18 protein-coding genes are annotated in these 22,516 nt (G+C 72.7%); 4 read left to right on the forward strand and 14 right to left on the reverse strand.

The genetic code is table 11. The features are described 5' to 3' along the window. Positions 1 to 18: 18 nt before the first annotated feature. The 10 genes from caldi_RS07290 to caldi_RS07335 all read right to left on the reverse strand — a co-directional run bounded on the left by caldi_RS07290 (position 19) and on the right by caldi_RS07335 (position 12,066). Positions 19 to 948, reverse strand: coding sequence for a DMT family transporter (locus caldi_RS07290; RefSeq protein ID WP_264844438.1), 930 nt, complete (start codon positions 946 to 948; stop codon positions 19 to 21). 138 nt (positions 949 to 1,086) lie between these two features. Beyond that, on the reverse strand, positions 1,087 to 2,568 hold the full coding sequence (locus caldi_RS07295; protein ID WP_264844439.1) for a rhamnulokinase: 1,482 nt from the start codon (positions 2,566 to 2,568) through the stop codon (positions 1,087 to 1,089). Positions 2,569 to 2,574: 6 nt separating this feature from the next. Beyond that, a complete protein-coding gene (locus caldi_RS07300) occupies positions 2,575 to 2,982 on the reverse strand; it encodes a sensory rhodopsin transducer (protein ID WP_264844440.1) in 408 nt (135 codons plus the stop codon). 16 nt (positions 2,983 to 2,998) lie between these two features. Next, entirely contained in the window at positions 2,999 to 4,234 is a 1,236-nt protein-coding gene (gene rhaI, locus caldi_RS07305; protein WP_264844441.1) for an L-rhamnose isomerase, read from the reverse strand. A 30-nt stretch (positions 4,235 to 4,264) separates the two neighbouring features. Next, positions 4,265 to 6,379 (reverse strand): bifunctional aldolase/short-chain dehydrogenase, encoded by a 2,115-nt coding sequence (locus caldi_RS07310; RefSeq protein ID WP_264844442.1) that lies wholly within the window; start codon positions 6,377 to 6,379, stop codon positions 4,265 to 4,267. A gap of 18 nt (positions 6,380 to 6,397) precedes the next feature. Further along, positions 6,398 to 7,156: a DeoR/GlpR family DNA-binding transcription regulator gene (locus caldi_RS07315; RefSeq protein ID WP_264844443.1), complete on the reverse strand. Its 759-nt coding sequence runs from the start codon at positions 7,154 to 7,156 to the stop codon at positions 6,398 to 6,400. A 137-nt stretch (positions 7,157 to 7,293) separates the two neighbouring features. Further along, on the reverse strand, positions 7,294 to 8,349 hold the full coding sequence (locus tag caldi_RS07320) for a substrate-binding domain-containing protein (RefSeq protein ID WP_264844444.1): 1,056 nt from the start codon (positions 8,347 to 8,349) through the stop codon (positions 7,294 to 7,296). A 156-nt stretch (positions 8,350 to 8,505) separates the two neighbouring features. Further along, positions 8,506 to 9,537, reverse strand: a complete 1,032-nt coding sequence (locus caldi_RS07325) for an ABC transporter permease (protein WP_264844445.1) — start codon at positions 9,535 to 9,537, stop codon at positions 8,506 to 8,508. Next, positions 9,534 to 10,523 (reverse strand): ABC transporter permease, encoded by a 990-nt coding sequence (locus tag caldi_RS07330; RefSeq protein WP_264844446.1) that lies wholly within the window; start codon positions 10,521 to 10,523, stop codon positions 9,534 to 9,536. The genes caldi_RS07325 and caldi_RS07330 overlap by 4 nt, the downstream gene beginning before the upstream one ends. Positions 10,524 to 10,536: 13 nt before the next feature. After that, entirely contained in the window at positions 10,537 to 12,066 is a 1,530-nt protein-coding gene (locus tag caldi_RS07335) for a sugar ABC transporter ATP-binding protein (protein WP_264844447.1), read from the reverse strand. An 870-nt stretch (positions 12,067 to 12,936) separates the two neighbouring features. On the opposite strand from caldi_RS07335, the gene caldi_RS07340 reads away from it, so the two are divergent. The 4 genes from caldi_RS07340 to caldi_RS07355 are packed head-to-tail and all read left to right on the forward strand — an operon-like array spanning position 12,937 to position 18,592. Beyond that, the gene (locus caldi_RS07340; protein WP_264844448.1) at positions 12,937 to 14,235 is read left to right on the forward strand and encodes a DNA polymerase Y family protein; all 1,299 of its coding nucleotides are present in this window, start codon (positions 12,937 to 12,939) and stop codon (positions 14,233 to 14,235) included. Then, positions 14,232 to 14,480 (forward strand): DUF6504 family protein, encoded by a 249-nt coding sequence (locus tag caldi_RS07345; RefSeq protein ID WP_264844449.1) that lies wholly within the window; start codon positions 14,232 to 14,234, stop codon positions 14,478 to 14,480. The genes caldi_RS07340 and caldi_RS07345 overlap by 4 nt, the downstream gene beginning before the upstream one ends. Positions 14,481 to 14,522: 42 nt before the next feature. Further along, positions 14,523 to 15,374, forward strand: coding sequence for a DUF72 domain-containing protein (locus caldi_RS07350; protein WP_264844450.1), 852 nt, complete (start codon positions 14,523 to 14,525; stop codon positions 15,372 to 15,374). Between the two features lie 47 nt (positions 15,375 to 15,421). After that, positions 15,422 to 18,592: a DNA polymerase III subunit alpha gene (locus caldi_RS07355; protein ID WP_264844451.1), complete on the forward strand. Its 3,171-nt coding sequence runs from the start codon at positions 15,422 to 15,424 to the stop codon at positions 18,590 to 18,592. A gap of 6 nt (positions 18,593 to 18,598) precedes the next feature. On the opposite strand, the gene caldi_RS07360 is transcribed toward caldi_RS07355, so the two are convergent. From caldi_RS07360 to caldi_RS07375, 4 genes are all read right to left on the reverse strand, one after another. Then, positions 18,599 to 19,618 carry a sugar phosphate nucleotidyltransferase gene (locus caldi_RS07360; protein ID WP_264844452.1) on the reverse strand — a complete coding sequence of 340 codons (1,020 nt, stop codon included), beginning with the start codon at positions 19,616 to 19,618 and terminating at the stop codon, positions 18,599 to 18,601. Positions 19,619 to 19,956: 338 nt separating this feature from the next. Next, entirely contained in the window at positions 19,957 to 21,402 is a 1,446-nt protein-coding gene (locus caldi_RS07365) for a DUF512 domain-containing protein (protein WP_264844453.1), read from the reverse strand. Further along, positions 21,315 to 21,923 (reverse strand): DUF3189 family protein, encoded by a 609-nt coding sequence (locus tag caldi_RS07370; protein ID WP_264844454.1) that lies wholly within the window; start codon positions 21,921 to 21,923, stop codon positions 21,315 to 21,317. Before caldi_RS07370 ends, caldi_RS07365 begins: the two co-directional genes overlap by 88 nt. Beyond that, positions 21,920 to 22,369, reverse strand: a complete 450-nt coding sequence (locus caldi_RS07375; protein WP_264844455.1) for a DUF3189 family protein — start codon at positions 22,367 to 22,369, stop codon at positions 21,920 to 21,922. Before caldi_RS07375 ends, caldi_RS07370 begins: the two co-directional genes overlap by 4 nt. Positions 22,370 to 22,516: the final 147 nt, after the last annotated feature.

A 22,516-nucleotide genomic window follows, 5' to 3' on the forward strand; every position in this document is an offset into this window, starting at 1 on the left:
CCAGGCGCCGCCGTCCGGTCAGCCCCGGAGGCGGGAGGCGGCCGTCCCGGGCGCGGCCGCCCGAGCCGGGTCGGAGCGGGCGGCACGGGCGCGGACGTCGGTCACGAAGAGGACGCTCACGAGGATGAGGACGAGGCCGCCGACCATGCCGGGCGTGATCGGCTCGCCGAGGAAGATCGCCCCCCAGAGGATGCCGGAGACGGGAACGAGGTAGGTGACGCTGAGCGTCCGGGTCGGCCCGACCCGGGCGATCAGGGGGAAGTAGATGAGGTAGGCGACCGCGGTGCACAGGAAGGAGAGGCCGAGGATCGAGTAGACCGCGGCCGGGCCCGGCCAGGCGTCGGGCAGGGTGGCACCCGCCAGCGGCAGGAGCACCGTCGCCGCTCCGAGTTGCTGGCCCACGGCCAGGACGAGCGGCGGCACGTCCCGGGACATGCGCGCCGCGTACACGCTCCCGAAGGCGTAGAAGACGGCCGCCAGGAGCGACGCCCCGACGGCCAGGACGACCTTCAGCGTGAGGGGCACCGGGCTCCAGCCCATGAGCGTGGCGACCCCCACCACCCCCAGGCCGAGGCCCAGGATCCGGCGCGGCGGGAACGCCTCTCCGAGCCGCAAGGCAGAGACGATGGCGGTCCAGATGGGCGTGGTGGAGTTCAGGATGGCCGCCAGCCCGGCCGGGATGTGGAGCTCCGAGGCGGCGATGAGCGTGAAGGGCACCGCGGCGTTCAGCGTCCCCAGGACGAGGAACTGCTTCCACCGGGACCGCAGCGCCCCGACCGGGAGCCGCAGTGCCACGACGCAGGCGAGAAGCGCCAGCCCGGCCAGGAGCACCCGCAGCTCCATCAGGAGCGCCGGCCCCACCGCCGGCGCAGCCACGCGGATGAAGAGGAAGGACGCCCCCCAGATCGCCCCGAGGAGCACGAGCCCGGCCAGATCCCGCAGCGACATCCGGTTCGTACCTTTCCCGCTGGATTGGGGCGGCGGCGTTGGCAGCCGGCCCCTTCTTGAGGATAGGTGCCGGCTGCTGTTGAGTCAACCGGAATTCTCGTGCGACGGAAGGATCGGGTACCAGGCCGCCCCGCCCCCTCAGAGCCCCGTCACCTCCCGCCACCGCCGGTACGTCTCCTCCGCCGCCTCGCCGCCGCCGGGCTCGTACGCCTGCGGCGGGAAGGAAGACCGCACGACGGCAGGGTAATCGGCCGGAGAGCCCAGGTGGCCGAGGGCAGTGAGCTGCACCAGCAGGTTGCCGATCGCGGTCGCCTCCGCCGGCCCGGCCCAGACGGTGCGGCCGGTGATGTCGGCGGTCAGGCGGCAGAGAAGGGAATTCCGGGACCCGCCCCCCACGACGTGCACGGCGGTGAGCCGGCGGCCAAGGAGCTCCTCGAGCCGGTCGAGGACCCAGCGGTACTTGCAGGCGAGGCTCACCAGGGTCGACCGCACCATCCCGCCCACCGTCTCCGGCGCCGCCTGGCCTGTGCGCTGACAGGCCTCCCGGATCCGGGCGGGCATGTCACCGGGGCGCAGGAACGCAGGGTCGTCGGGGTCGAAGAGCGCGGGCGCCCCGGCCGCCTCCCCGGCCAGGCGGGTGAGCGCCTCGTACGTGTACTCCTCGCCGCCCCGGGCCAGGGCCCGCTGGATCTGCTGGACCAGCCACAGGCCCATGACGTTCTTCAGCACCCGGTACGAGCCACCCAGGCCGCCCTCGTTGGTCACGTTGATCCGCAGCGCGGCCTCCGTGACGGCCGGGCGGGAAGCCACGACCCCCACGAGAGACCACGTGCCGGAGCTGACGTAGGCGACGTGCTCGCCCTCGCCGGGTACGGCGGCCACGGCGGAGGCCGTGTCGTGCGTGGCCGGGACCACCACCCGGGCCTCTCCACACCCCGTCTCCTCGGCGACGGCCGGCGCCAGCGGCCCCAGGTCGGTGCCGGGCGGACACAGGTCGGGCAGGAAGTGGGTCGGGATGCCGAGCCGGCCCAGGAGGTCGCGGTCCCAGGTACCCGTCTCCACCGAGACGCACTGGGTGGTGGTCGCGTTCGTCCACTCGTTGGCCATGGAGCCGGTGAGCCAGTAGTGGAGGAGATCGGGGATCATGAGGAGGCGGTCCGCCGCCTGCAGGGCGGGCGCGCCGCCCCGGGTCATCGCCAGGAGCTGGTACAGGGTGTTGATCTCCATGAACTGGATGCCCGTGCGGCGGAAGATCTCCTCCCGGCCGACGGCCGCTTCGGCAACCGCCACCATCCCCCCCGTGCGCGCGTCCCGGTAGTGGAAGGGCAGGCCGATCAGCGCCCCGGTGCGATCGACCAGGGCGAAGTCGACTCCCCAGGTGTCCACTCCCACGCTCCGCACCGGCGAGCCGTCCTCGCGGGCCGCGCGCCGGAGCCCCTCCAGGATGGACTGGTAGAGGCCGGGCAGGTTCCAGTGCAGGCCGGTGGGGAGCCGGAGCGGCGCGTTGGGGAACCGGTGCACCTCCCGCACGGTGAGCCGCTCGCCGTCGAAGGCGCCCAGGACGACCCGGCCGCTCTCCGCACCCAGGTCGACCGCCGCCGCCCGGATCGGTTCCGTCACCTGTGGTCACCCCGCCGGCCAGGCCATGGTGGTCATGAGGGTGAGTGCCGTCTGGCTCGTGTCCATCCGGCTGGCCTGGACCACGACGGGCCGGTCGGACTCGACGAGCAGGGCGTAGGGCACCCCGCGGGGGATGGACTCCCCCGCGGGCGTGCGGATCCGGTCGAGCCGGACGTGAAGGGTCCGCTCCGCGGGCACCGTGACCGTGAAGCCCCGCAGGGGTTCGCGGTCCTCGAAGTAGACCGTGAGCGTGAGGCGGGCGTCGTCCGCGCCGGTGTTCAGGACGCAGACCGCCTCGTGGCTCTCCAGGTCTCCCTGGCTGCGGTCCGGAAGAAACCCGTCGGGGATGAGCCAGACGTGCCGGCCATGTGCGCGGGAGGCGCCGGGCCTCCCGCCGGAAGCCGCTGCAGGCACGGTATCCCTCACCTCCCTAGCCGCCCCAGCCGGTGCCGGGACCGGCGCGCTCCGCTTCCAGGCGCTGCTGGATCCCGCTGCGGAGGTAGGCGGCGAGCGGGTCGGGGTCCAGCCCCATCTCCTGCCGGACCCGGGCGAGAAGCGGGCGGACGTCGGTCTCGAAGGCGTCCCGGAGCACGCCGGCGGCACCCAGGACGTCTCCCTCGGCCTGGGCCCGGGCGAGCGCCTGCCGGTCGACCAGCAGCGCCTTGGCGTAAGCCGCCTGGATGTTCATCACGGTGCGGATCATGGCCGGGATCTTGGGCTCGATGTTGTGGCTCTGATCGACCATGAAGGCGACCCGCCGCGCCGTCTCGGCCGTGGCCGGGTCGTGGGCGGCGTCCACCAGCTCGTTGTAGATGAGGAAGAGCTGGAACGGGTCGACGCTCCCGGCGATGAGGTCGTCGTCGGCGTACTTCCGGTCGTTGAAGTGGAAGCCGCCGAGCCGGCCCTCGTGCAGCAGGAGGGCGACGATGTGCGGGATGTTCGTGCCCTGCGGGTGGTGGCCGGTGTCCACCAGCACCTGCGCCTGGGGGCCAAGCGCCTGCGCCACGGTCAGCGCGGTCCCCCAGTCGGGCAGGTCGGTGTGGTACCAGGCCGGCTCGAAGAACTTGTACTCGATCAGCATGCGCATGCCGGGGGGCATGGCCCGGTAGACCTCGGCCAGCGACTCCTCGAGCCACACCCGGCGCCGGCGGATGTGCCCCTGGCCGGGATAGTTCGTGCCGTCGGCGAACCAGAGGCTCAGGAGGTCGGAGCCGACCTGCCCGGCGATCGCCACGCACTCGAGCATGTGCTCGACGGCCTTGCGCCGCACGGCGGGATCGTGGTGGGTGACGCTGCCCAGCCTGTACTCGTCGTCCTGGAAGAGGTTCGGGTTGACCGCCCCGATCGCCACGCCCTGCTCCCGGGCGAAGGCGGCCAGAGCGGCATAGTCGTCCGTCCTGTCCCAGGGGATGTGGATGGCCACCGTGGGGCAGACGCCGGTGAACCGGTGCACGGTGGCGGCGTCGGCGATGCGCTCCTCCACCGTCCGGGCGGCCCCCGGCGCCCGGAACACCTTGAACCGGGTGCCGGAGTTGCCGTAGCCCCACGAGGGCGTCTCGATGCGCTGGGCCTTGAGGGCGGCCTTCACGGCCTCCACGTCGACGCCGCGGGCCGCCTGGACCTCCGCCCAGACGGCGTACTCCTTCTCCAGCAGCTTCGGGTCCATGAGAGGGCCCCCTTCCGGGTTGCCGCAGCCCTAGCGGGTGTACGCGGCGGTGACCCCGCCGTCGACCGTGAGGATGCACCCGGTGGTCTTGGCCGACCGCTCCGACGCGAGGAACGCCACGGCCTCGGCCACGTCCTCGGGGTAGACGCTGCGCTTGAGCACGGTGCGGTTCCGGTAGAACTCCTCCAGTTCCTCGGGCTTGATCCCGTAGGTGCGGGCGCGCTCCTCCCGCCAGGCGGAGTTCCAGATCTGCGAGTTCTGCAGCACCGCGTCCGGGGCCACGGTGTTCACCCGGATCCCGGCGCTCCCGCCCTCCTCGGCCAGGCAGCGGGCCAGGTGCACCTCGGCCGCCTTGGCGGCGCTGTAGGCGCTGGCGTTGCGGCCCCCCACGAGGGCGTTCTTGGAGGCCACGAAGACGATGCTCCCGCCCAGGCCCTGCGGCCGCAGGATCCGGAACGCCTCCCGGGAGACGAGGAAGTAGCCGGTCGCCAGCACGCCCATGTTGCGGTTCCACTCGGCCAGCGAGGTCTCCTCGATCGGGTTCGAGGTGGAGATGCCGGCGTTGGAGACCACAACGTCGACCCCGCCGTAGGCCAGGACCGTCTCCTCGTACGCCCGGACCACGGCCTCCTCCGACGTCACGTCGACCTGCACCGGCACCGCCCGGCCGAAGCCGAACTCCCGGGTGATCTCCTCGGCGACCTTCCGGGCGCCCTCCCCGTTGAGGTCGGCGATGACCACGTGGGCGCCGTCCTGGGCCAGCCGCCGGGCCACGGCGCGACCGATGCCGCTCGCCGCCCCCGTCACGAAGGCGACGCGGCGGGAGAACTCCCGCTCGGGCGGCGCCAGGGTGAGCTTGTACAGCTCCAGGGGCCAGTACTCGACCGCGAACGCCTCCCGGGGGGTGAGGGAGACGAAGCCGCCGAGCGCCTCCGCCCCACGGATCACGGCGATGGCCCGGTGGTAGAGCTGGGCGCTGATGTCCGCGGCCAGCGCGTCCTTGCCGGTGGTCACCATGCCGACGCCGGGGATCAGGATGACCCGGGGGTACGGGTTCACCGTCTCCGGATCGACCGGGACGGTTTCGCCCGCCCCAGGGGCCTCCTCGTGGGAAGCTGCCGGCTGCTGGCTCGCCCGCACGTAGTCACGGTACTCGGAGGCATAGCGCTCGAGGCCCGCGCGCAGGGCGGCTAGGAGGCCCTCGGCGTCCCCGGCGTGCGGGGTCCAGTCGACCCACAGGGGAACCCGCCGGGTGTGCACCAGGTGGTCCGGGCAGGCGGCGCCGATCTGCGACAGCCGAGCGCCGTCCCGGGAGCAGACGAACTCGAGCACGTCAGGCGACTCGTCGACCTTCAGGATCACCCGCTGCTGGCTGCCGACGATGCCCCGCAGGACCGGCAGCACCCGGGTGAGGAGGGCCCGGCGCTCCTCCGGCCCGAGCGGCCCGACGGCCGGACCGCCGAAGGCCGGCCGGTCCCCGAGGCGCGCCACGATGTACCGCTCCGCCCGCTGGATGACCTCGATCGTGTTCCGGTAGCTCTCCTCGTGCGTGTCGCCCCACGTGATGAGGCCGTGCTTCTCCAGGATCACGAGCCGGGCCCGGGGATTCGCCGCCACCGCCTGGGCCACCCGCTTCGCCAGGGCGAACCCCGGCCGCAGGTAAGGCACCCAGACCAGCTCGTCGCCGAAGATCTCGCGGGCCGCCGCCTCCCCGCCCACGGCAGTGGCCAGGCTGATGATCGCGTCGGGGTGGGTGTGGTCGACGTGCCGGAAGGGCAGGAAGGCGTGCATCAGGGTCTCGATGGACTGGCGGGGGTACCCGGTGCCGGCCACGCAGTGGGCGAGGTAACCGACCATCTCCTCGTCGGACATCGCGTCCCGCTCCAGGAGCGGGAGGACGTCATCCAGGTAGATGGGGGTGAAGCCCTTGCGGGTCACCGTGGCCAGGTCGGAGCCGCTGCCCTTCACCCACATGACCGGGCGCCGGCGCCCCCGGAAGTCGGCCATCTCCACCTTGGCCGACGTGTTCCCGCCGCCCCAGTTGCACACCGCCCGGTCCCGCCCGAAGAGGTTCGAGCGGTAGACCAGGAGCTCGAGGTCGTCACGTCCGGTGGCTTCGTCGTGTCGCCAGAGGCTTTCCACCATGAATGCTGTCACCTTTCTTCATACCAGCAGGACTTCGATCCCCCGCTCCCGCAGGCCCGACACGAACTCGGCCGGCGCCTGCTCCTCCGTCACGACCTTGTGCACCGAGTCGAGGGAGCAGATGAGGGAGAAGCCGACGTAGCCGATCTTCGAGGCATCGGCCAGCACGATCACCTCCCGCCCGGCCTCGACCATGAGCTTCTTCAGCTCCACCTCGAGCTCGTTCGAATCGGTGAGCCCGTGCTCCAGGTCGATGCCCTTGCAGGAGAGGAAGACCTTGTCGACGTGGTAGTTGCGCAGGGCCCGCTCGGCCAGGGGGCCGACGAAGGAGAGGGAGCGCTCGCGCACCATGCCCCCGAGGCCGATCACAGTGAGGCGGTCCCGCGTCACCAGCTCCTGGGCGACGGGGATCGAGTTCGTCAGGACGGTCACCCGCAGGTTCGGGAACTGGCGTGCCATCTGGAGGGCCGTGGTGCTCGCGTCGAGGATGCAGGTATCCCCGTCCTCCAGGAGCTGGACCGCGCGGGCCCCGATCCGGGTCTTCGCCTCGACGTTCTTGATGGACCGCTCGAGCACCGGGGCCTCGTAGCCCGTGCCACGCAGGCTGACCGCCCCGCCGTGGGTGCGCCGGAGGAGCCCCTCCCGCGCCAGCTGGTCCAGGTCGCGGCGAATGGTCTCCTCGGTCACGCCGAAGAGGCTCGCCAGTTCGGCGACCCGCACGCTGCCGCGGGTCTCGACCAGGCGCACGATCTGGCTCTTGCGGTCCAACGCCAGCACGGGGATCACGCTCCGGGAAGGGGATGGGGCCGGGCCCCGGGGCCGGCGGACGGCCGCGGCGTCCGGGGCCCGGCAGACGTGCAAACGGGGGTGGTCAAGAGAGGCGGATCCGTGCGAGGGAGGCGGATCCGTGAGGGTTAGAAGTTGTAGTTGCCGATGTTCTCCTTCGTGAAGATCGTGGGCGGGCCGAGCAGGACCTCGTCGCCCTTGACGTCCTTCTCGCCCAGACGGCCGGCCTTGATCTTGCCTTCCTTCAGCTCGCCCTTGACGAGCAGGTCGGCGGCGTAGACGGTGAGGTACCCGAGGTCGACGGGGCTCCACAGCACGAAGGAGGGGACCACGCCGCCCTCGACGTAGGGCCGCATGGCGTTCGGGGTGGCGAGGCCGGTGATGCCGATCTTCCCGGCCATGCCGGCCTGCTTGATCGCCTCGGCGGCGCCGGGCAGGGCCACCGAGGTGATGGCGAAGATGCCCTTGAGGTTCGGGTAGGCCTTAAGGAGGTCCTGGGTCACCTGGAAGGCGAGCTGCTGGTCCTCCTCGGAGGGCTTCACGTCGACGATCTTCAGGTTCGGGTACTTCTCCTGGACGTGCTTGCGCATCCACTCCATCCAGGCGTTCTGGTTGGCGGCGGTGAGCGACCCCGTCACGATCGCGGTCTCGCCGCTGTCACCGACCTGCTGGACCATGACGTCGACGAGCGTGCGGCCGATGGCCTCCTGGGTCGCCTGGTTGACGAAGAACTCACGGGCCTGCTTGGCGGCGTCGGCGTCAAAGGTGAGGACACGGATGCCCTGCTGCTTGGCCTTCTCGAGCACCGGGGCGATCGCCTGGGGGTCGTTCGGGGAGACGGCGATCACGTCGACCTTCTGGGTGATGAAGTTGTCGATCAGCTCGATCTGCTTGGTGACGTCCGCCTGGGCCGGACCGTTGTAGATGAGCTTGATGCCGAGCTCCTGGGCCGCCTCCTGGGCGCCCTTCTCCACGGCGTTGAAGTAGTCGATGCCGGCCACCTTCGGAATCATCGCCACGGTGATCTGCTTCTTCTCGCCCGATCCCTGCGCCTGCTGGCCGGACTGCGGTGCGGCCTGCGCGGCGGGCGCCTGGCCGGAGGACTGGGGCGAGGAGCCGCAGCCGGCGAGCAGGCCCAGAACCAGGGTGAGCGCGGCCGCCCGGATCAGAAGCTTGCGGGTCAAGTGCGGGTACCCCCTCTGTCAGGACTGGGTTGGTCGGAGTTTGCGAGAGGAAACGGGGACACGGGTCCGTGAACCCGTCCGATCACCCCCTCCTGCGGTGGGCCCGCCCCGGGTGCGGGCCGCCGCGCCCGAGTCCGGCGGGTGGAGACCGGCGCGCTACCGGTTCCGCCACACCGTCTGGTTGATGAGGATGGCCAGGATCAGTGCCGCCCCGAGGGCCACGGTCCGCCACACGGACGGGATCCCGGCCAGGTCGAGACCGTTGCTGATGATGCCGATGAGCAGGAGCCCGAGGACGGTGCCGGCGATGCTGCCCTCGCCGCCCGTGATCTTCGTGCCGCCGAGCACCACGGCCGTCACCACGTCGAGCTCCAGGCCGGTGCCGGCGTCGGCCCGCGCGGTCGCGGTGCGGGCCACCAGGATGAGCGCCGCCAGGGCAGAGAGCAGGCCGGACAGGGTGTAGATCCAGACCTTCACCCTCGCCACCTGGATGCCGGAGTAACGGGCGGCCGTCTCGTTGAGGCCGAGCGCGAACACCCGGCGGCCGAAGACGGTGCGGGTGAGGAGAACGTGGAAGACCACCGCCAGGACCAGGAGCACCAGCACCTGCACGGGTACGGGGCCCACGTACCCCTGGCCGATCTCCAGGAACGGGCGAGGGAAGCCCGACACCGGCCGGGCCTGGCTGAGGGCCAAGGCGAGGCCCCGGTACCCGGTCATGGTGGCCACCGTCACCACGAGCGGCGGGATGCCGAGGCGGGTGATGAAGAGCGCGTTGAGAAGGCCTGCCGCTGCCCCGGCCACGAGCGCCAGGAGGGCGGCGACCCAGATGTCGACCCCGGCCCGCCAGAGGATGCCCATCACGAGGCCGCTCAGGCCCAGGATGGAACCCACCGAGAGGTCGATCCCGCCCGTGATGATGATGAGCGTCATGGGCAGGGCGATGATGCCTGTCTCGACCAGGTAGCGCAGGACGTTCATCAAGTTGGCGGCCGTGAGGAAGTGCGGGGACAGGACCGACATCCCGGCCCCTGCGGCCACGAGCAGGATCGCCAGGAACGTCTCCCTCGGCCACGGGCGCCGGCGCGCCGGCGCGGCCTGCGGCGCGGCCCCGCCGCCGGGCCGCCTCTGCTGGGGGGTCCCGGACTCCGCCGGGTCGGCCATCGCCATCCTCGCGGTGAGCTTCATACTGCCGCCCTCCTCTGCCCGGCCTGGAGCCGCAGGCTCCGGACGCGCGCCAGGTGGTCCACCACCACGGCGACCAGGATGAGGGCGGCCACCACCACCCGCTCCCAGAACGCCGAGATCCGCAGGAGCACCATGGCGTTGGCGATCACCCCCATGAGCACCGCGCCCAGGACGGTGCCGGCCACGGTCCCGCTGCCCCCGGCGATGTTCGTCCCACCGATCACGGCCGCCGCGATGGCGTTCAGCTCCAGACCGAGCCCCGCGGTGGTCTGCACCACCCCGAACCGGGCGGCGAAGAGGGCGGCCGCCAGGCCGGTGAGCAGGCCAGAGGCGGTGTACACGAAGCCGAGGGTGAGCCGCACGGGCACCCCGGAGAGGCGTGCCGCCTGCGGGTTGCTCCCGGCCGCGTAGATGCCGCGGCCGAAGGCCGTCCGGTTCAGGAAGAGCCCGACCAGAACGGCCACGGCCAGCAGGATCCAGATCGGGATGGGCAGCCCCAGGACCCGCCCCTGCCCCAGAACGGTGAAGTTCCTGGGGAGGTTGTAGATCCACTTGCCGCCGGTGATCCCCATCACCAGCCCCCGGTAGACGCTCATCGTCCCGAGGGTGACGATGATCGGCGGCAGACCCGCCCGCGCCACCAGCAGCCCGTTCAGGAGGCCGGCGGCGCCGCCCGTCAGGGCCGCGGCCACCGTCGCGGCCGGCCACCCGAGCCCCTTCTGCGCCACGTAGCCGGCCGCCATGGCGGCCAGGGCCAGGATGGACCCGGCCGAGATGTCGATCCCGCCGGTCAGGATCACCAGGGTCATGCCGATCGCCACGATGGCCAGCACCGAGATGTTCAGCAGGATGTCCGTGAGGTTGCGGACCTCCAGGAAGGCGGGCGACGCGAGGCTCAGCGCCGTCCCGCCAAGGACCAGGACAGCGAGAAGCCCTGCGCCCCGGGAACCCCCGAGCCGGACCACCCACGTGCCCCGTGCGGCCATTCCGTTCCCCTCCCTACGCGCGGATGCCGGCGGAGACATGCGGTCCCGGCTCGCTTCCGGCCGGACGCACCCGGGCAGCGGCGCTGCCCGCCAGGGCGGCCGCCATGATGCGTTCCTGCGTGGCGCCGGCCCGGTCGAACTCGGCCACCAGGCGGCCGTCGCTCATCACGAGGATGCGGTCGGACATGCCGAGGATCTCCGGCAGGTCGGAGGAGATCATGAGGATGGCCAGACCCTGCCGCGCGAGGGCGTTCATCTGCACGTAGATCTCCGCCTTGGCGCCCACGTCCACGCCCCGGGTGGGCTCGTCCAGGATCAGCACCCGGGGCCGCCCGGCCAGCCATTTCCCCAGCACGACCTTCTGCTGATTGCCGCCCGACAGGGCCAGCGTGGGCTGCTCGGGGCCGGTGCACCGCACCGCGAGCCGGTCGATCAGGCCCGCGGCGAGGTCCGTCTCCGCCGGCTTCCGGACGAAGCCTCGCCGCGCCAGACGGTCCAGGGTCGCCATGGTCATGTTCTCCCGGATCGACATCGGCAGGATCAGGCCCTGCAGGTGGCGGTCCTCGGGCACGTACGCGACACCGGCGGCGATCGCGTCGGCCGGGGTGCGGAAGTGCACGGGCCGGCCGTCGAGGAGGATCTGCCCTTGCTCCGGCCTCGTCACGCCGAAGATCGCCCGGGCCAGCTCGGTGCGCCCCGCCCCGATCAGACCGGCCACGCCCACGATCTCGCCAGCCCGCACCTGGAAGGAAACGTCGCGGAACTCACCGAGGCGGCTGAGGCCGCGGACCTCCAGGACGACCTCGCCCGGCGGAACGTGCTCCTTCGGGAACAGCTGGTCGAGGGGGCGTCCCACCATGAGCCGGATGAGCTCGTCCCGGGGCAGCCCGGCCGCCGGGCGGGTGGCCACGTAGCGGCCGTCGCGCAGGACGGTGATGCGGTCGGCGATCTCGTACACCTCGTCGATCCGGTGGCTGATGAAGACGATGGACACGCCGGCCTCGCGCAGGCGCCGCACGATGCGGAAGATCTGCTCCACGTCCTGGGGGGACAGGGAGCCCGTCGGTTCGTCCATGATGAGGACCCGCACGTCGACCGTGAGGGCCCGTGCGATCTCGACGAGCTGGCGGTGCGCGATGCCCAGGTCGCCGACCCGGGCGTCCAGGTCGACCGACGCCTGCAGCGCGTCCAGGATCTCCCGCGCCTTGCGGCGCATCAGCCGCCAGTCGATCCAGCCCAGCGGTCCGCGGCGGGGGTACCGGCCCACGAAGAGGTTCTCGAACACGCTCAGGTCCGGGAACAGAGTGGGCTCCTGGTACACGATGGAGATCCCCAGCGCCCGGGCCTCCTCCGGGCCGCTGAACCGCACGGCCCGGCCTTCGTACCGGTACTCGCCGGCGTCCGGCTCGTACACGCCGGCCAGGATCTTCATGAGGGTGGACTTGCCCGCCCCGTTCTCTCCCACGAGGGCGTGGACTTCGCCGGGGTAGAGCGTGAACTCGACGTCCTCCAGCGCCGCCACAGGGCCGAATCGCTTGGCCACCCCGCGTAGCTCCAGTCGGTACCCCTCAGGCATCCGCTCGTTCCCCGCTTTCCGACTCACCCGGGGGTGAGCGTTTGGATTCTGCTGGAATCCAGTTGTGTTTTATTGGGTTCGTGTTTGACATTCTGCGTTTTGTGTGGTGTTCCTGCTGGGGTTTCAATCGTTTTTGGGGAAGACCAAATTATGAATGAGAGAACAAGAACATGACTCCGCGTGGGCGCGTAGGGGTCCTGATGCCGTGCTCCGGGGGATCCCAACCGTGGGTGCCTGCCGGCGAGTTCACGAGCCGCTGTGGCTCGACAACCGCCCCCCCGCAGCGTGCGCGGGCTCGCATGGATAGCCGTAGTCGCCCCCACCTGCCGGTCCAGGCGGTACGGCCGGTGACGCCGGCGTGTGTGTTCTGGTGGACGGCACGAGTCGCAAATCTTGCCAGGCAAGCCGGTGGCTTACCTGTCAAGATTTGCGTTTCTGCCCCCGGCCGCGGGGGATCGAAGGGGTCTCAGGTACCCTCGGAGGGGGTTGCAGGTGACAGAATGCAATTATTATGTCACACTGATCGCCTCCACGGAGCGGAGTGAAGGCAGAGGGTCGCAGAACTTGACAGGCAAGCCCAGTACTTTCCTGTCAAGATTTGCGTTTTGCTCCCTGGCCGGGTGGACCCGCGGCCGCGGGAAGCCACGCCGCGGGGTCCACCGCCGGTGCATGCCGGAGCCGCCATACCGGCGCCGCCATACCGGCACCATACCGGCGCCGGCTTTGACACGGAGCCGGGGCGGAGTTATACTAACGTCACAAGGCGAACACCAGTTCGACATGACCCCGGCCCGGCCTGCGCCGGGCCGGCTGCACCGGGGCATTGGAGGAACTGACATGGCGGAGGCGCGCGGGCAGTGGACCGGCTACATCGAGCTGCGGGGGCTGTACGCGGCCGTGCACCGGGGGCAGCGCGGGGGCATCGGCCCGGACACGCCGCTGGTCGTGCTGCGGGATGGGGCGGCGGCCGACGGCTGCCCGCGCGCCTACCGCCTCGGCCTGCGGCCGGGGATGCCGCGGCGGGAGGTGCTGCACCACGTCCCGGGCGCCGCCCTGGTCGACTTCGGGGAGGCCGAGTACGGCCCCGCCGGCCGGGCGCTGTGGTCGGCCTGCGCCCGGTACAGCCCGCTCGTCGAGCCCGCGGGGCCGGACCGGGCCTTCGTGGGGCTGACGGCGCCGGCCGGGGTGCCGCCCCGGGAGGAGGTGGTCTCGCTCCTGCACCACGCCGTCCGGGCCGTGGCGAGGGCGGCAGGCGTTCCTCCTGCCGAGATCGAGGGGATGGCCGGGCTCGCCCGCTCCAAGCTGGTGGCCCGGGCGGCGCTCCACGCCGCCGGGGAGAGGCGGCCGGTCGTGGCGGTGCCGGCGGGGCAGGAGGCGGAGTTCCTGTCGCCCTTGCCCGTGGAGGTTCTCTGGAAAGCCCCGCCAGAGGCGATGGACCGCCTGCACGCCCTGGGGGTGAAGCGGGTCGGGGAGATCGCCGAGTTCGGGGAGGCGGCGCTGTGGCCGCACTTCGGCCCCCTCGCGCGGGACCTGGTGCGCTGGGCCCGGGGAGAGGACGGCGAGCCGGTGCGGGCCCTCTGGCCGGAGCGGGCGCATACCTGGCGGCGCGCCTTCCCCGAAGGCGTGGGGTCCGAAGCACTGGTGCCGGCGCTGGGGCTGGCGGCAGACGCACTTTCGGCCCGGCTGCAGGCCGCCGGCGAGGCCTGCCGGGCCGTGCGCCTGCGCCTGGAGCCCGCCGAAGGGGTCGCCCGCGCCGGGGAGCGCCGTCTGGCCCGGCCACAGGCGCGGGCGGAGTCGCTGAGGCAGACCCTGCTGGCCCTCTTCCGGGAACTCACGGCGCCGGACGCCGGGACCCCCTCCCGCACCTGGATCGCGCTGCAGGCCCAGGTGGCGGACCTGGCGCCCGCGGGGCACCGGCAGCTCGACCTGTGGGGGCAGGCGGGGCGGGACGAGGAGGCCCGCCGCCGCCTCGCCGAGGCCGTCGCCGCAGGAGGGGAGCGCTTCCCGGTCCGGGTCCTGCGCCGGGGGATGCCGGTGACGGGAATCGAGCTGCGGCGCGAGCACATGCTGCACCTGTACGACCCCATGCGCTGGACGCCGGGGGAGCGGGCCACGTGGGAGCGTGCGGCGCGGTGACCCGGCTGGTCCGGCGGCCGATCCCAACCCCCGAGCGGGACCCCGCGGGGGTGCCGCGGGCCTTCGTGTGGCGCGGGCGGCGCCTGGCGATCGCCGCCGTCCTGGACTCCTGGCGGGATGCCGGAATCTGGTGGGAAGGAGAGGCCGAGAAAACGTTCTGGCGCGTGCAGGTGGCGGACGGGGGGATCTACGAACTCTGGGAGGACTCCACTGGCCGGTGGGCGGTGTACCGGGTCTGGGACTGACCGGGTGGCCGGAGGAGGCCGGTGGTCGGAGGAGGAGCCTACATGGGACGGGTGCGGGTCGGGACCTGCGCGTGGTCGGATCACGAGGCGTTCTATCCGCCGGGGCTGCCGGCGCGCGAGCGGCTGTCGTACTACGCCCGGTTCTTCCGGCTGGTGGAGGTCGACAGCACGTTCTACGCGCTCCAGCCGGCCCGCAACTTCGCCCTGTGGGCCGATCGCACCCCGGAAGACTTCCTCTTCAACGTCAAGGCGTACGGGGCCCTCACGCGCCACCACCGCCAGCCCCGCCCCGGGGAAGAGGACCTGGGTCAGGTGTTCCGCCGTTTCTCGGAGTCCCTGGCCCCGCTCCGGGCGGCCGGCAAGCTCCGGGCCGTGCACCTCCAGTTCCCGCCCTGGTTCACGGCCACCCGGGAGAGCGAGTCGTACCTGCGCTACTGCCGCGAGGCGCTCCCCCACGACCTGCTGGCGGTGGAGTTCCGGCACCGGAGCTGGTTCCACCAGGGGCGGGCGGAAGAGACGCTCCGCTTCCTCCGGGAGCACGAGATGGTCCACGTCGTCTGCGACGAGCCCCAGGTGGGCTGGGGCTGCGTGCCGCTCGTGCCGGCGGTGACCCACCCCGGGCTCAGCATCCTCCGCCTGCACGGGCGCAACGCCGCCACGTGGTACAAGTCGGGCAAGACCAGCGCCGAGCGGTTCGACTACCTCTACTCCCGGACGGAGCTCGCCGGCCTGCTCGGCGTGGTGCGCCGGCTCGAGGCGGACGCCGGCGAGGTACACGTCCTGATGAACAACAACCGCAGCAACTACGCGGTCCGCAACGCCCTGGACATGCTGGAGCTCCTGGGCGAGCCGGTGCCGCCGCGGGACGAGAGCGGCTCGCCGGTCATGGCCTAGCGCGCGGGCAGAGCCGGCGCACGGACGGTGCAATCGAGGTGAGAGCGGTGCAGGGATTCGTCCATCTGCACTGTCACTCCCCCTTTTCCTTCCTGGACGGGGCCTCCCGCATCGGCGCCCTGATCGAGGAGGCGGCCGCGCTGGGGATGCCGGCCATCGCCCTGACCGACCACGACAACGTCTCCGGGGCGGTCGAGTGGCAGCGCAGGGCGCAGGCCGCGGGGATCCGGCCGATCCAGGGCGCCGAGCTCACCCTGGAGGGCGGGCACCACCTCACGCTCCTGGCGACCGGCCCCGAGGGGTACCGTAACCTCAACCGGCTCCTGACGGCGGCCCACCTGGGCTACGTGCCCGGGCCGGGAACCGGCCTGCCGCACCGCCCGCCGGACTGGGACGAGCGCCGGCGCAGCCCCCGCTGCCCCATGGAATACCTGGAGCGGTACTCGAGCGGGCTCATCGCGCTCTCCGGGTGCCGGCGCGGGGAGATCCCGTCCCTGATCCTGCGCGGGCGGCTGGCCGAGGCAGAGGCGGCCGCGCGCCGCTACCTGGCGATCTTCGGCCGGGGCAACTTCTACCTGGAGCTGCAGGCCACCCGGCTGCCCGGGGACCGCGCCCTCCACGGCGCCCTGCGGGACCTGGGCGAGCACCTGGGCATCCCGCTGGTGGCGACGGCGAACGTGCACTACCGCCTGCGCGAGGAGTTCCCCGTCCACGACCTCCTCACGTGCGTGCGCACGCGCACGCGGCTCGACGAGGTGCACCCGGAGCGCCGCCTCAACGCCGAGAACTACCTGAAGCCGCCGGCGGAGATGATCGCCGCGTTCCGGGACTACCCCGGGGCGACGGCGAACACGCTCGCCATCGCCGAGCGCTGCGAGCCCGTCCTCGACCTGGGGCGGCGCCGGCACCCGGCCTTCCCCGTGCCCGGGGGGAAGCCGGCGATGCAGTACCTGCGCGAGCTCACCTACGCCGGGGCGCGCCGCCGCTACGGCCGGGTGGAGGGCGAGGTGGCCGCCCGGCTGGAGCACGAGCTGGGGATCATCGAGCGCCTGGGGTTTGCGGACTACTTCCTCCTGGTGTGGGACGTGTGCCGCCACGCGCGGGAAGAGGGGATCCGCTACGCCGGCCGCGGCTCGGCGGCCGACTCCGTGGTGGCGTACTGCCTCGAGATCACGGACGTCGACGCCCTGCGGCGCGGCCTCCTCTTCGAGCGGTTCCTGAGCACCGAGCGCGCGGAGACGCCCGACATCGACGTGGACTTCGACGCCCGCCACCGGGACCGGGTCGCGGCGTACGTCTTCGAGCGGTACGGAGCGGACCGGGTGGCCGCGGTGGCCACGTACAACACCTTCCAGGCCCGGTCGGCCGTCCGGGACCTGGGCAAGGCGATGGGCCTGCCCGCCGGGACCGTCGACCGCCTGGCGCGGCGCCTGCCCCTGTTCGCCGGCGCCGGCGACATCGAGCGGGTGGCGGCCTGCCTGCCGGAGCTGCGCCGGTCGGGAATCCCCTGGGAGCGGCTCGGCGCCCTGGTGAAGGCGGCGGCCGCGGTCGCCGGGCTGCCCCGCCACCTGGGCACCCACCTGGGAGGCCTGGTCATCAGCCGGGAGCCGCTCGTCGCCGTCAGCCCGCTCGGGTGGGCGGCCAAGGGCGTGCCCGTGGTCCAGTTCGACAAGCGGGACGTCGAGGACCTCGGGCTGATCAAGCTGGACCTCCTCTCCCTGCGGACCCTGTCGGCGGTGGAGGACGCGCTCGGCCACCTGGAGCGGGCCGGCCGGCCACTCGACTACGAGCGGCTGCCCCTGGACGACCCCGAGACCTACCGGATGCTGCGCGCCGGCGACACCGTCGGCGTCTTCCAGCTGGAGTCCCCGGCCCAGCGGGCGCTCCAGGCCCGCCTGGGTGCGGAGCACCTGGAGGACATCGTGGCCAGCGTGGCGATCATCCGCCCGGGGCCCATCAAGGGCAACATGGTCGAGCCCTTCCTGGCCCGCCGCCACGGAAGGGAGCCGGTCACGTACCTGCACCCGTCCCTGGAGCCGATCCTCCGCAAGACGTACGGCGTGGTGCTCTTCCAGGAGCAGGTGATCGAGATCGCGGCCGCCGTCGCCGGCTTCACGCCCGGCGAGGCGGACCAGCTGCGCCGGGTCATGACCCACGCCCGCGACCGGGAGGAGATGCGGACGATCGGGCAGCGGTTCGTCGAGAAGGCCGTGGCCCGGGGGGTCGACCCGGCGGTGGCCGAAACCATCTTCTCCTACATCCGGGGCTACGCCAGCTACGGCTTCTGCGAGGCCCACGCGGCCGCCTTCGCCACGACCGCGTACAAGACGGCGTACCTGGTCCGGCACCACCCCGCCGAGTTCTTCGCCGCGGTGCTGACGAACCAGCCGATGGGGTACTATCCGCCGCGGGTGATCGTCGAGGAGGCGAAGCGGCGCGGGGTGGCCGTGCTGCCGCCGGACGTGAACCGGAGCCGGTGGGAGTGGACGGTGGAAGCGTGGCCGGAGAGCCCCGCCGGCGCGATGCGCTGCGGCCTGGGCCAGGTACGGGGCCTCTCCCGGGCCGTGGCCGATGCCGTGATCCGCGAACGAGAGGCGGGCGGACCGTACCGGAGCCTGGCGGACCTCTGCGCCCGGACCCCGGCGCCGCGCGACGAGCTCGAGGCGCTCATCCTGGCCGGAGCGCTCGACAGCCTGAACCCCAACCGCCGGCGCCTCCTCTGGGAGCTCCCCGGGACGCTGGCCGCCGCCCGGGCGGCGGGCGGCGGCCGGCTCCCCCTCCCCGGCGTGCCCCCGGGCGGCACCGCCGCCGCGGTCCCCGACTTCTCCCCCTGGGAGCGCTTCGTGAAGGAGTACGAGGTCCTCGACGTGATGATCGGGCGCCACGCCATGGCGCTGCACCGGCCCAGGCTGGAGGCGCGGGGGTACCGGACCGCCGCGGCGGTCCGCTCACTTGAGACGGGAACGCCCGTGCGCGTCGCCGGGCTCGCCATCCGCCCGCACCGCCCGCCGACCCGCTCGGGCCGGATCACCGTGTTCCTGTCGCTCGAGGACGAGACGGGCTTCGTCGACGTCACCGTGTGGGAGGACGTGTACCTGCGGTACGGGCACGTGATCTTCCAGGAGCCCATCCCGCCGCTGGCCGTTCAGGGCCGGGTGGAGCGCCGCGGGCAGGGGGTGTCGGTCATCGCCTCGCAGGTCTGGGAACTGGAGACGTAGCGTCGCCTACACCGTGCCGGGGGCCTCGCCGGAAGGCGCCGGGCGGTTGAGCCCCTGCACCACCTGCGCGGCGTGCTGCCCGCAGGCGGTCCGCTGCTGCAACACGGGCTCATACGAAGGGCCGCGCGGCTCCGGCCGGGCGGAACGCCTGACGTCATGCCGCCGGCCCGCGTCCTCCCAGAGGAACTCGCCCGGGACCACGAGGAGCCGGTCGGTCTTCTCCAGCACCGCCCGGTCGAAAGATGTCCGCGGGAAAGCTTCTGCCAGGGCAACCGGGGCAGGGGGCCAGCCGGCCGTCCCGTCGCCGGCCGCCGTCGCGGCCTCGCCCTGCGGCGCCGGCACCTCCAGGAGACGCCCGGCCTGCGGCAGGTGGCGGCGCACCTCGGCCAGGAGGCGGCGGGCCGCTGCAGCCAGGATCCCGCTGTACCACAGGTACTGGCCGCTCTCCACGAGCCAGCGGGCGAGGGGGCGCTCCGGCTTCTCGATGAAGTCCAGCACGCGGTGCACCCCCACGCCGCGGAACTGCGCGATCCGCGGGCCGCAGTGGAGGTACCCCAGGCCGGTCTCGGCACGGGTCGGCCGGACGCCGATGGCCACCAGGTGCTCCCCGGCCAGCGCGGCGTGGGCCGCGCCCACGACAGCCGCCCGGAAGGCGTCGCCGTCCTCAATCCGGTGGCCGGCCGGGACCGCCACCACCACGCACCCGGGGTGGACCCGCTCGAGGTGGAGCCCGGCCAGGGCCAGCGTGGCGGCCGTTCCCCGGGGCCGGGCCTCGACGAGGAAGTGCTGCGGCGGCACCTCCGGCAGTTCGGCCCGCACCCGGTCGTACAGCCCGGCCCCCGTACAGACGTAGATGTGCGCCGGGTCCACGAGCCGCGCCATGCGCGCGTAGGCCTGGCGCAGGAGCGTCTCCCCGCCACCGGGAGCAACCAGCCACGCGGGCGGGTGGGCCCCGTCGCCCGGCCGGGACCGCCCTGCGGTCTCCCCGGCCAGAAGAAGGATCCGCGCCCGCCCGTTCGCCAGCATCCCCATATCCCCCTACTGGCCCAGGATGGTCCGATCATGACGTTGCCCCGACGCACCGGCTCCCGGGTCTCTTTCTCTTGCCGGCGGACGCCCCGTGCGAGACGGGACGGCAGGCCCCGCCCGCTCGCCGGACACGCCCGCCGCGCACGAAGGCGCCTGCGATGGGTTCGCCTCGCATCCGGTCGTTGGTCCGTGTGGCGTCGAGGAAGTTTTTGCTTGGTTGAATTCGTCAAGGGGAGTCAGCGCCCCTGCCAGTCCACGCCCTTGTAACGCCGTTGTAACATAACCGGCGTGCGGGCTCTCGTCCCGCTCGCGCCCGGCGTGCCGGGTACGGGGTGCTAGCGGGTCCGCTCCGCCGCCCGCGGCCCCTCCACGCTGTAGTACCCCGGCTCGGCGGCGCCCAGGGTGAAGCGCAGGCGGCTCGGCCGGCGGCGGAGCCGGCGCAGCCGGCCGCCGGTGGCGAGATCCGCCAGCTCGGCCGGCGTCCCCGCCGTCACCACGGGGGTGCCGCCGATGCGCTCCCGGATCATGCCGGCCGTGTAGTCGTCGATGGTGCGGCCGTCCCCGTCGCGCATCGACACCGCCGGGAGGACGACCAGATCGCCCAGGCCTCCGGGCCGGCCGGCCGCCTCCAGGAGCGCCATGGTCATGTCCCAGCCCGTGAGGAGGCCGGCGCAGGTGACGGTGTGCCCGTAGAACTCGTTGCGGACGACCAGGACCTCCACGTCCAGCCCCTCGACCTGCCGCAGGTGCCCGGCGGCGCGCTCGAGGAGCGGCCCTGCCAGCACGCCCGTCACGACGGTGACGCGGCGGGGCGCCGGGAGCTGGTCCGGCAGGCGAGGCACCACCGACCCGAGCTCCTCGAGGAACAGCCGCACCATGCCCACGCCGTTCTCGAGCTGGTCGTAATTTCCATAGAACGAGGCCGGCGGCACCTCCTCGCCGGCGAGGAGGTACCACTCGTCGGAGGGGTACACGACCGGGAACCCCCACTCCGGCTGGAGCCGGCGGTGCCAGGCCTCGACCTGCCGCAGGAGCCGCCGGGCCTCGTCGGGGGTGTAGGTGCGCAGCGGGTAGAGCTTGTCCCGGTAGCGCGTCAGGCCGACGGGCACCACGGAGATCGACAGGAGGGCCTCCGGGCCCAGGGTGACGAGGTCGGCGATCGACCGGTCGAGGTGCTCGCCGTCGTTCACCCCCGGGCACAGGACCATCTGGGTGTGGTACGAGATCCCGTGCCGGGCCAGTTCCCGCAGCTTGTCCATGATCCCCCGCGCCTTGTCGGTCCCCATGACGAAGGCGCGGAGGTCGTCGTCCGTGGCGTGGACGGAGATGTAGAGGGGCGACAGCCGCTGCCGGATGATGCGCTCCCACTGGTCCGCCGGCATGTCCGTGAGGGTGATGAAGTTGCCGTGCAGGAAGCTCAGGCGGAAGTCGTCGTCCATCAGGTTGAGGCTCGGACGCAGGCCCCGCGGCTGCTGGAAGACGAAGCAGAAGATGCACTTGTTCCGGCACGTGTAGATGCCGTCGAACGTCGGCTTGCCGCCGAAGTCGACCCCCAGGTCCTCGTCGGCGTCCTTGACCACCCGGGCCGTGACGGTGCTGCCGTCCGGGCGCTCGAAGGTGAGGGTGACCTCCTCCTCCGCGGAGAGGAAGCGGTAGTCGAGGATGTCCCGGACCGGCTCCCCGCCGATGTGGGTCAGCTTGTCGCCGGGCCGGACGCCGGCGGCGTCGGCCGGGCTTCCGGGCCGGACGGACTGGACGACGGGACGGGCGATGCGGGCCACTCCGCTCCCTCCTCGCTGCGAATCCCATTATCGGCAACGGCCCCCGGACCGTCAACGGACCGCAGGGAAGCGGGCCGGCACCGGGCGACCACCGGCCCGACCAGCGCCCGGAACCGGGGCAGCGCCAGCCATGCCCCCAGGCCGACCAGGGGCCGGCCGGGCCAGACCAGGCCCAGCCGCCGCGAGAGGAAGCCGCCGATCCGCATCAGGACGTTCGCACACGGGAGGGCCGGGTGCAGCAGGAGTCCGTCCGGCGCCGCGCCGAAGGCGGCCGCGAAGTCGGCGAGGGCGCGGGCGAGCCGCTCCTTGCCCGCCTCCAGCCCGACCGAGTAGACCGCGTGCCCGGCGGCGTCGACGCCCATGAAGAGGAAGGTCCCGATCGATCCGTGCGCCAGCTGGTCGAAGTGCGGCTGGGCGAGGATCTGCCGGTAGGTCGGGCGCGGCGGCAGCCGGCCGAGGTGGAGGTTCGCGGCGGTCACTGACGTGTGGGCGCCGCCGAAGCAATAGTAGACGTGGATCATGCGCCGGCGCCGCCGTCCCCCCGGCCCCGGCGCACCGCCTCCGCCGCGGCCCGCCCGGCGAGACGGGCGTACGCGCTGACGGCCCGGCGCGCGCCGGCGAGCCCCAGCGCCGCCAGCACGGCCCCGGCCCACGGCGGCTCGTGCACGGCGACGAGGCGGTACGCGGACGGCGGGATGCCGCACACCCGGGCCATGCCGGCAAAGGCCCGCTCCACCACCGCCGGTGCCGCCCCGGTGGCGCAGGAGTAGACCCGCGTCCCGGCCGGGTCCACCCCCTCCAGCCGCATCCCCGCCTGCGGGCGGAGGAGGTCGGCGGTGCGCTCCTGCCCGGCCAGGTCCGGCAACAGGGAAGCCGGCGAGGCGGGGGCGTCGCCGGCCGGGCACAGGTGCAGCGCGGCCGCGATCCGGGCGGGAAGCGGGCGGACGGCGTGGTAGATGACCACCAACCTATCCCTCCGCATACAGGTTGTCTCAAAACTTCTACCGAAAGGCCCCCATCTCGGCAGGGTCGTTTCCTCCGGGCGCCGAATAGTTGCGTTCAGACCGCGCCGGGGTTCCGGAACCGTTCCCCGGAATCGGCAGTCCAAGTGCTT

The sequence above is a fragment of the Caldinitratiruptor microaerophilus genome (assembly GCF_025999835.1).
In the GTDB taxonomy this organism is placed as follows: domain Bacteria; phylum Bacillota; class Sulfobacillia; order Symbiobacteriales; family ZC4RG38; genus Caldinitratiruptor; species Caldinitratiruptor microaerophilus.

Excerpts from the sequence above, each read along its gene's own strand:
- caldi_RS07290 (WP_264844438.1), bottom strand. The coding sequence starts at position 948 with ATGTCGCTGCGGGATCTGGCCGGGCTCGTGCTCCTCGGGGCGATCTGG.
- rhaI (WP_264844441.1), bottom strand. The coding sequence starts at position 4,234 with ATGGACCCGAAGCTGCTGGAGAAGGAGTACGCCGTCTGGGCGGAGGTC.
- caldi_RS07310 (WP_264844442.1), bottom strand. The coding sequence starts at position 6,379 with ATGGTGGAAAGCCTCTGGCGACACGACGAAGCCACCGGACGTGACGAC.
- caldi_RS07325 (WP_264844445.1), bottom strand. The coding sequence starts at position 9,537 with ATGAAGCTCACCGCGAGGATGGCGATGGCCGACCCGGCGGAGTCCGGG.
- caldi_RS07330 (WP_264844446.1), bottom strand. The coding sequence starts at position 10,523 with ATGGCCGCACGGGGCACGTGGGTGGTCCGGCTCGGGGGTTCCCGGGGC.
- caldi_RS07340 (WP_264844448.1), top strand. The coding sequence starts at position 12,937 with ATGGCGGAGGCGCGCGGGCAGTGGACCGGCTACATCGAGCTGCGGGGG.
- caldi_RS07350 (WP_264844450.1), top strand. The coding sequence starts at position 14,523 with ATGGGACGGGTGCGGGTCGGGACCTGCGCGTGGTCGGATCACGAGGCG.
- caldi_RS07360 (WP_264844452.1), bottom strand. The coding sequence starts at position 19,618 with ATGCTGGCGAACGGGCGGGCGCGGATCCTTCTTCTGGCCGGGGAGACC.
- caldi_RS07370 (WP_264844454.1), bottom strand. The coding sequence starts at position 21,923 with ATGATCCACGTCTACTATTGCTTCGGCGGCGCCCACACGTCAGTGACC.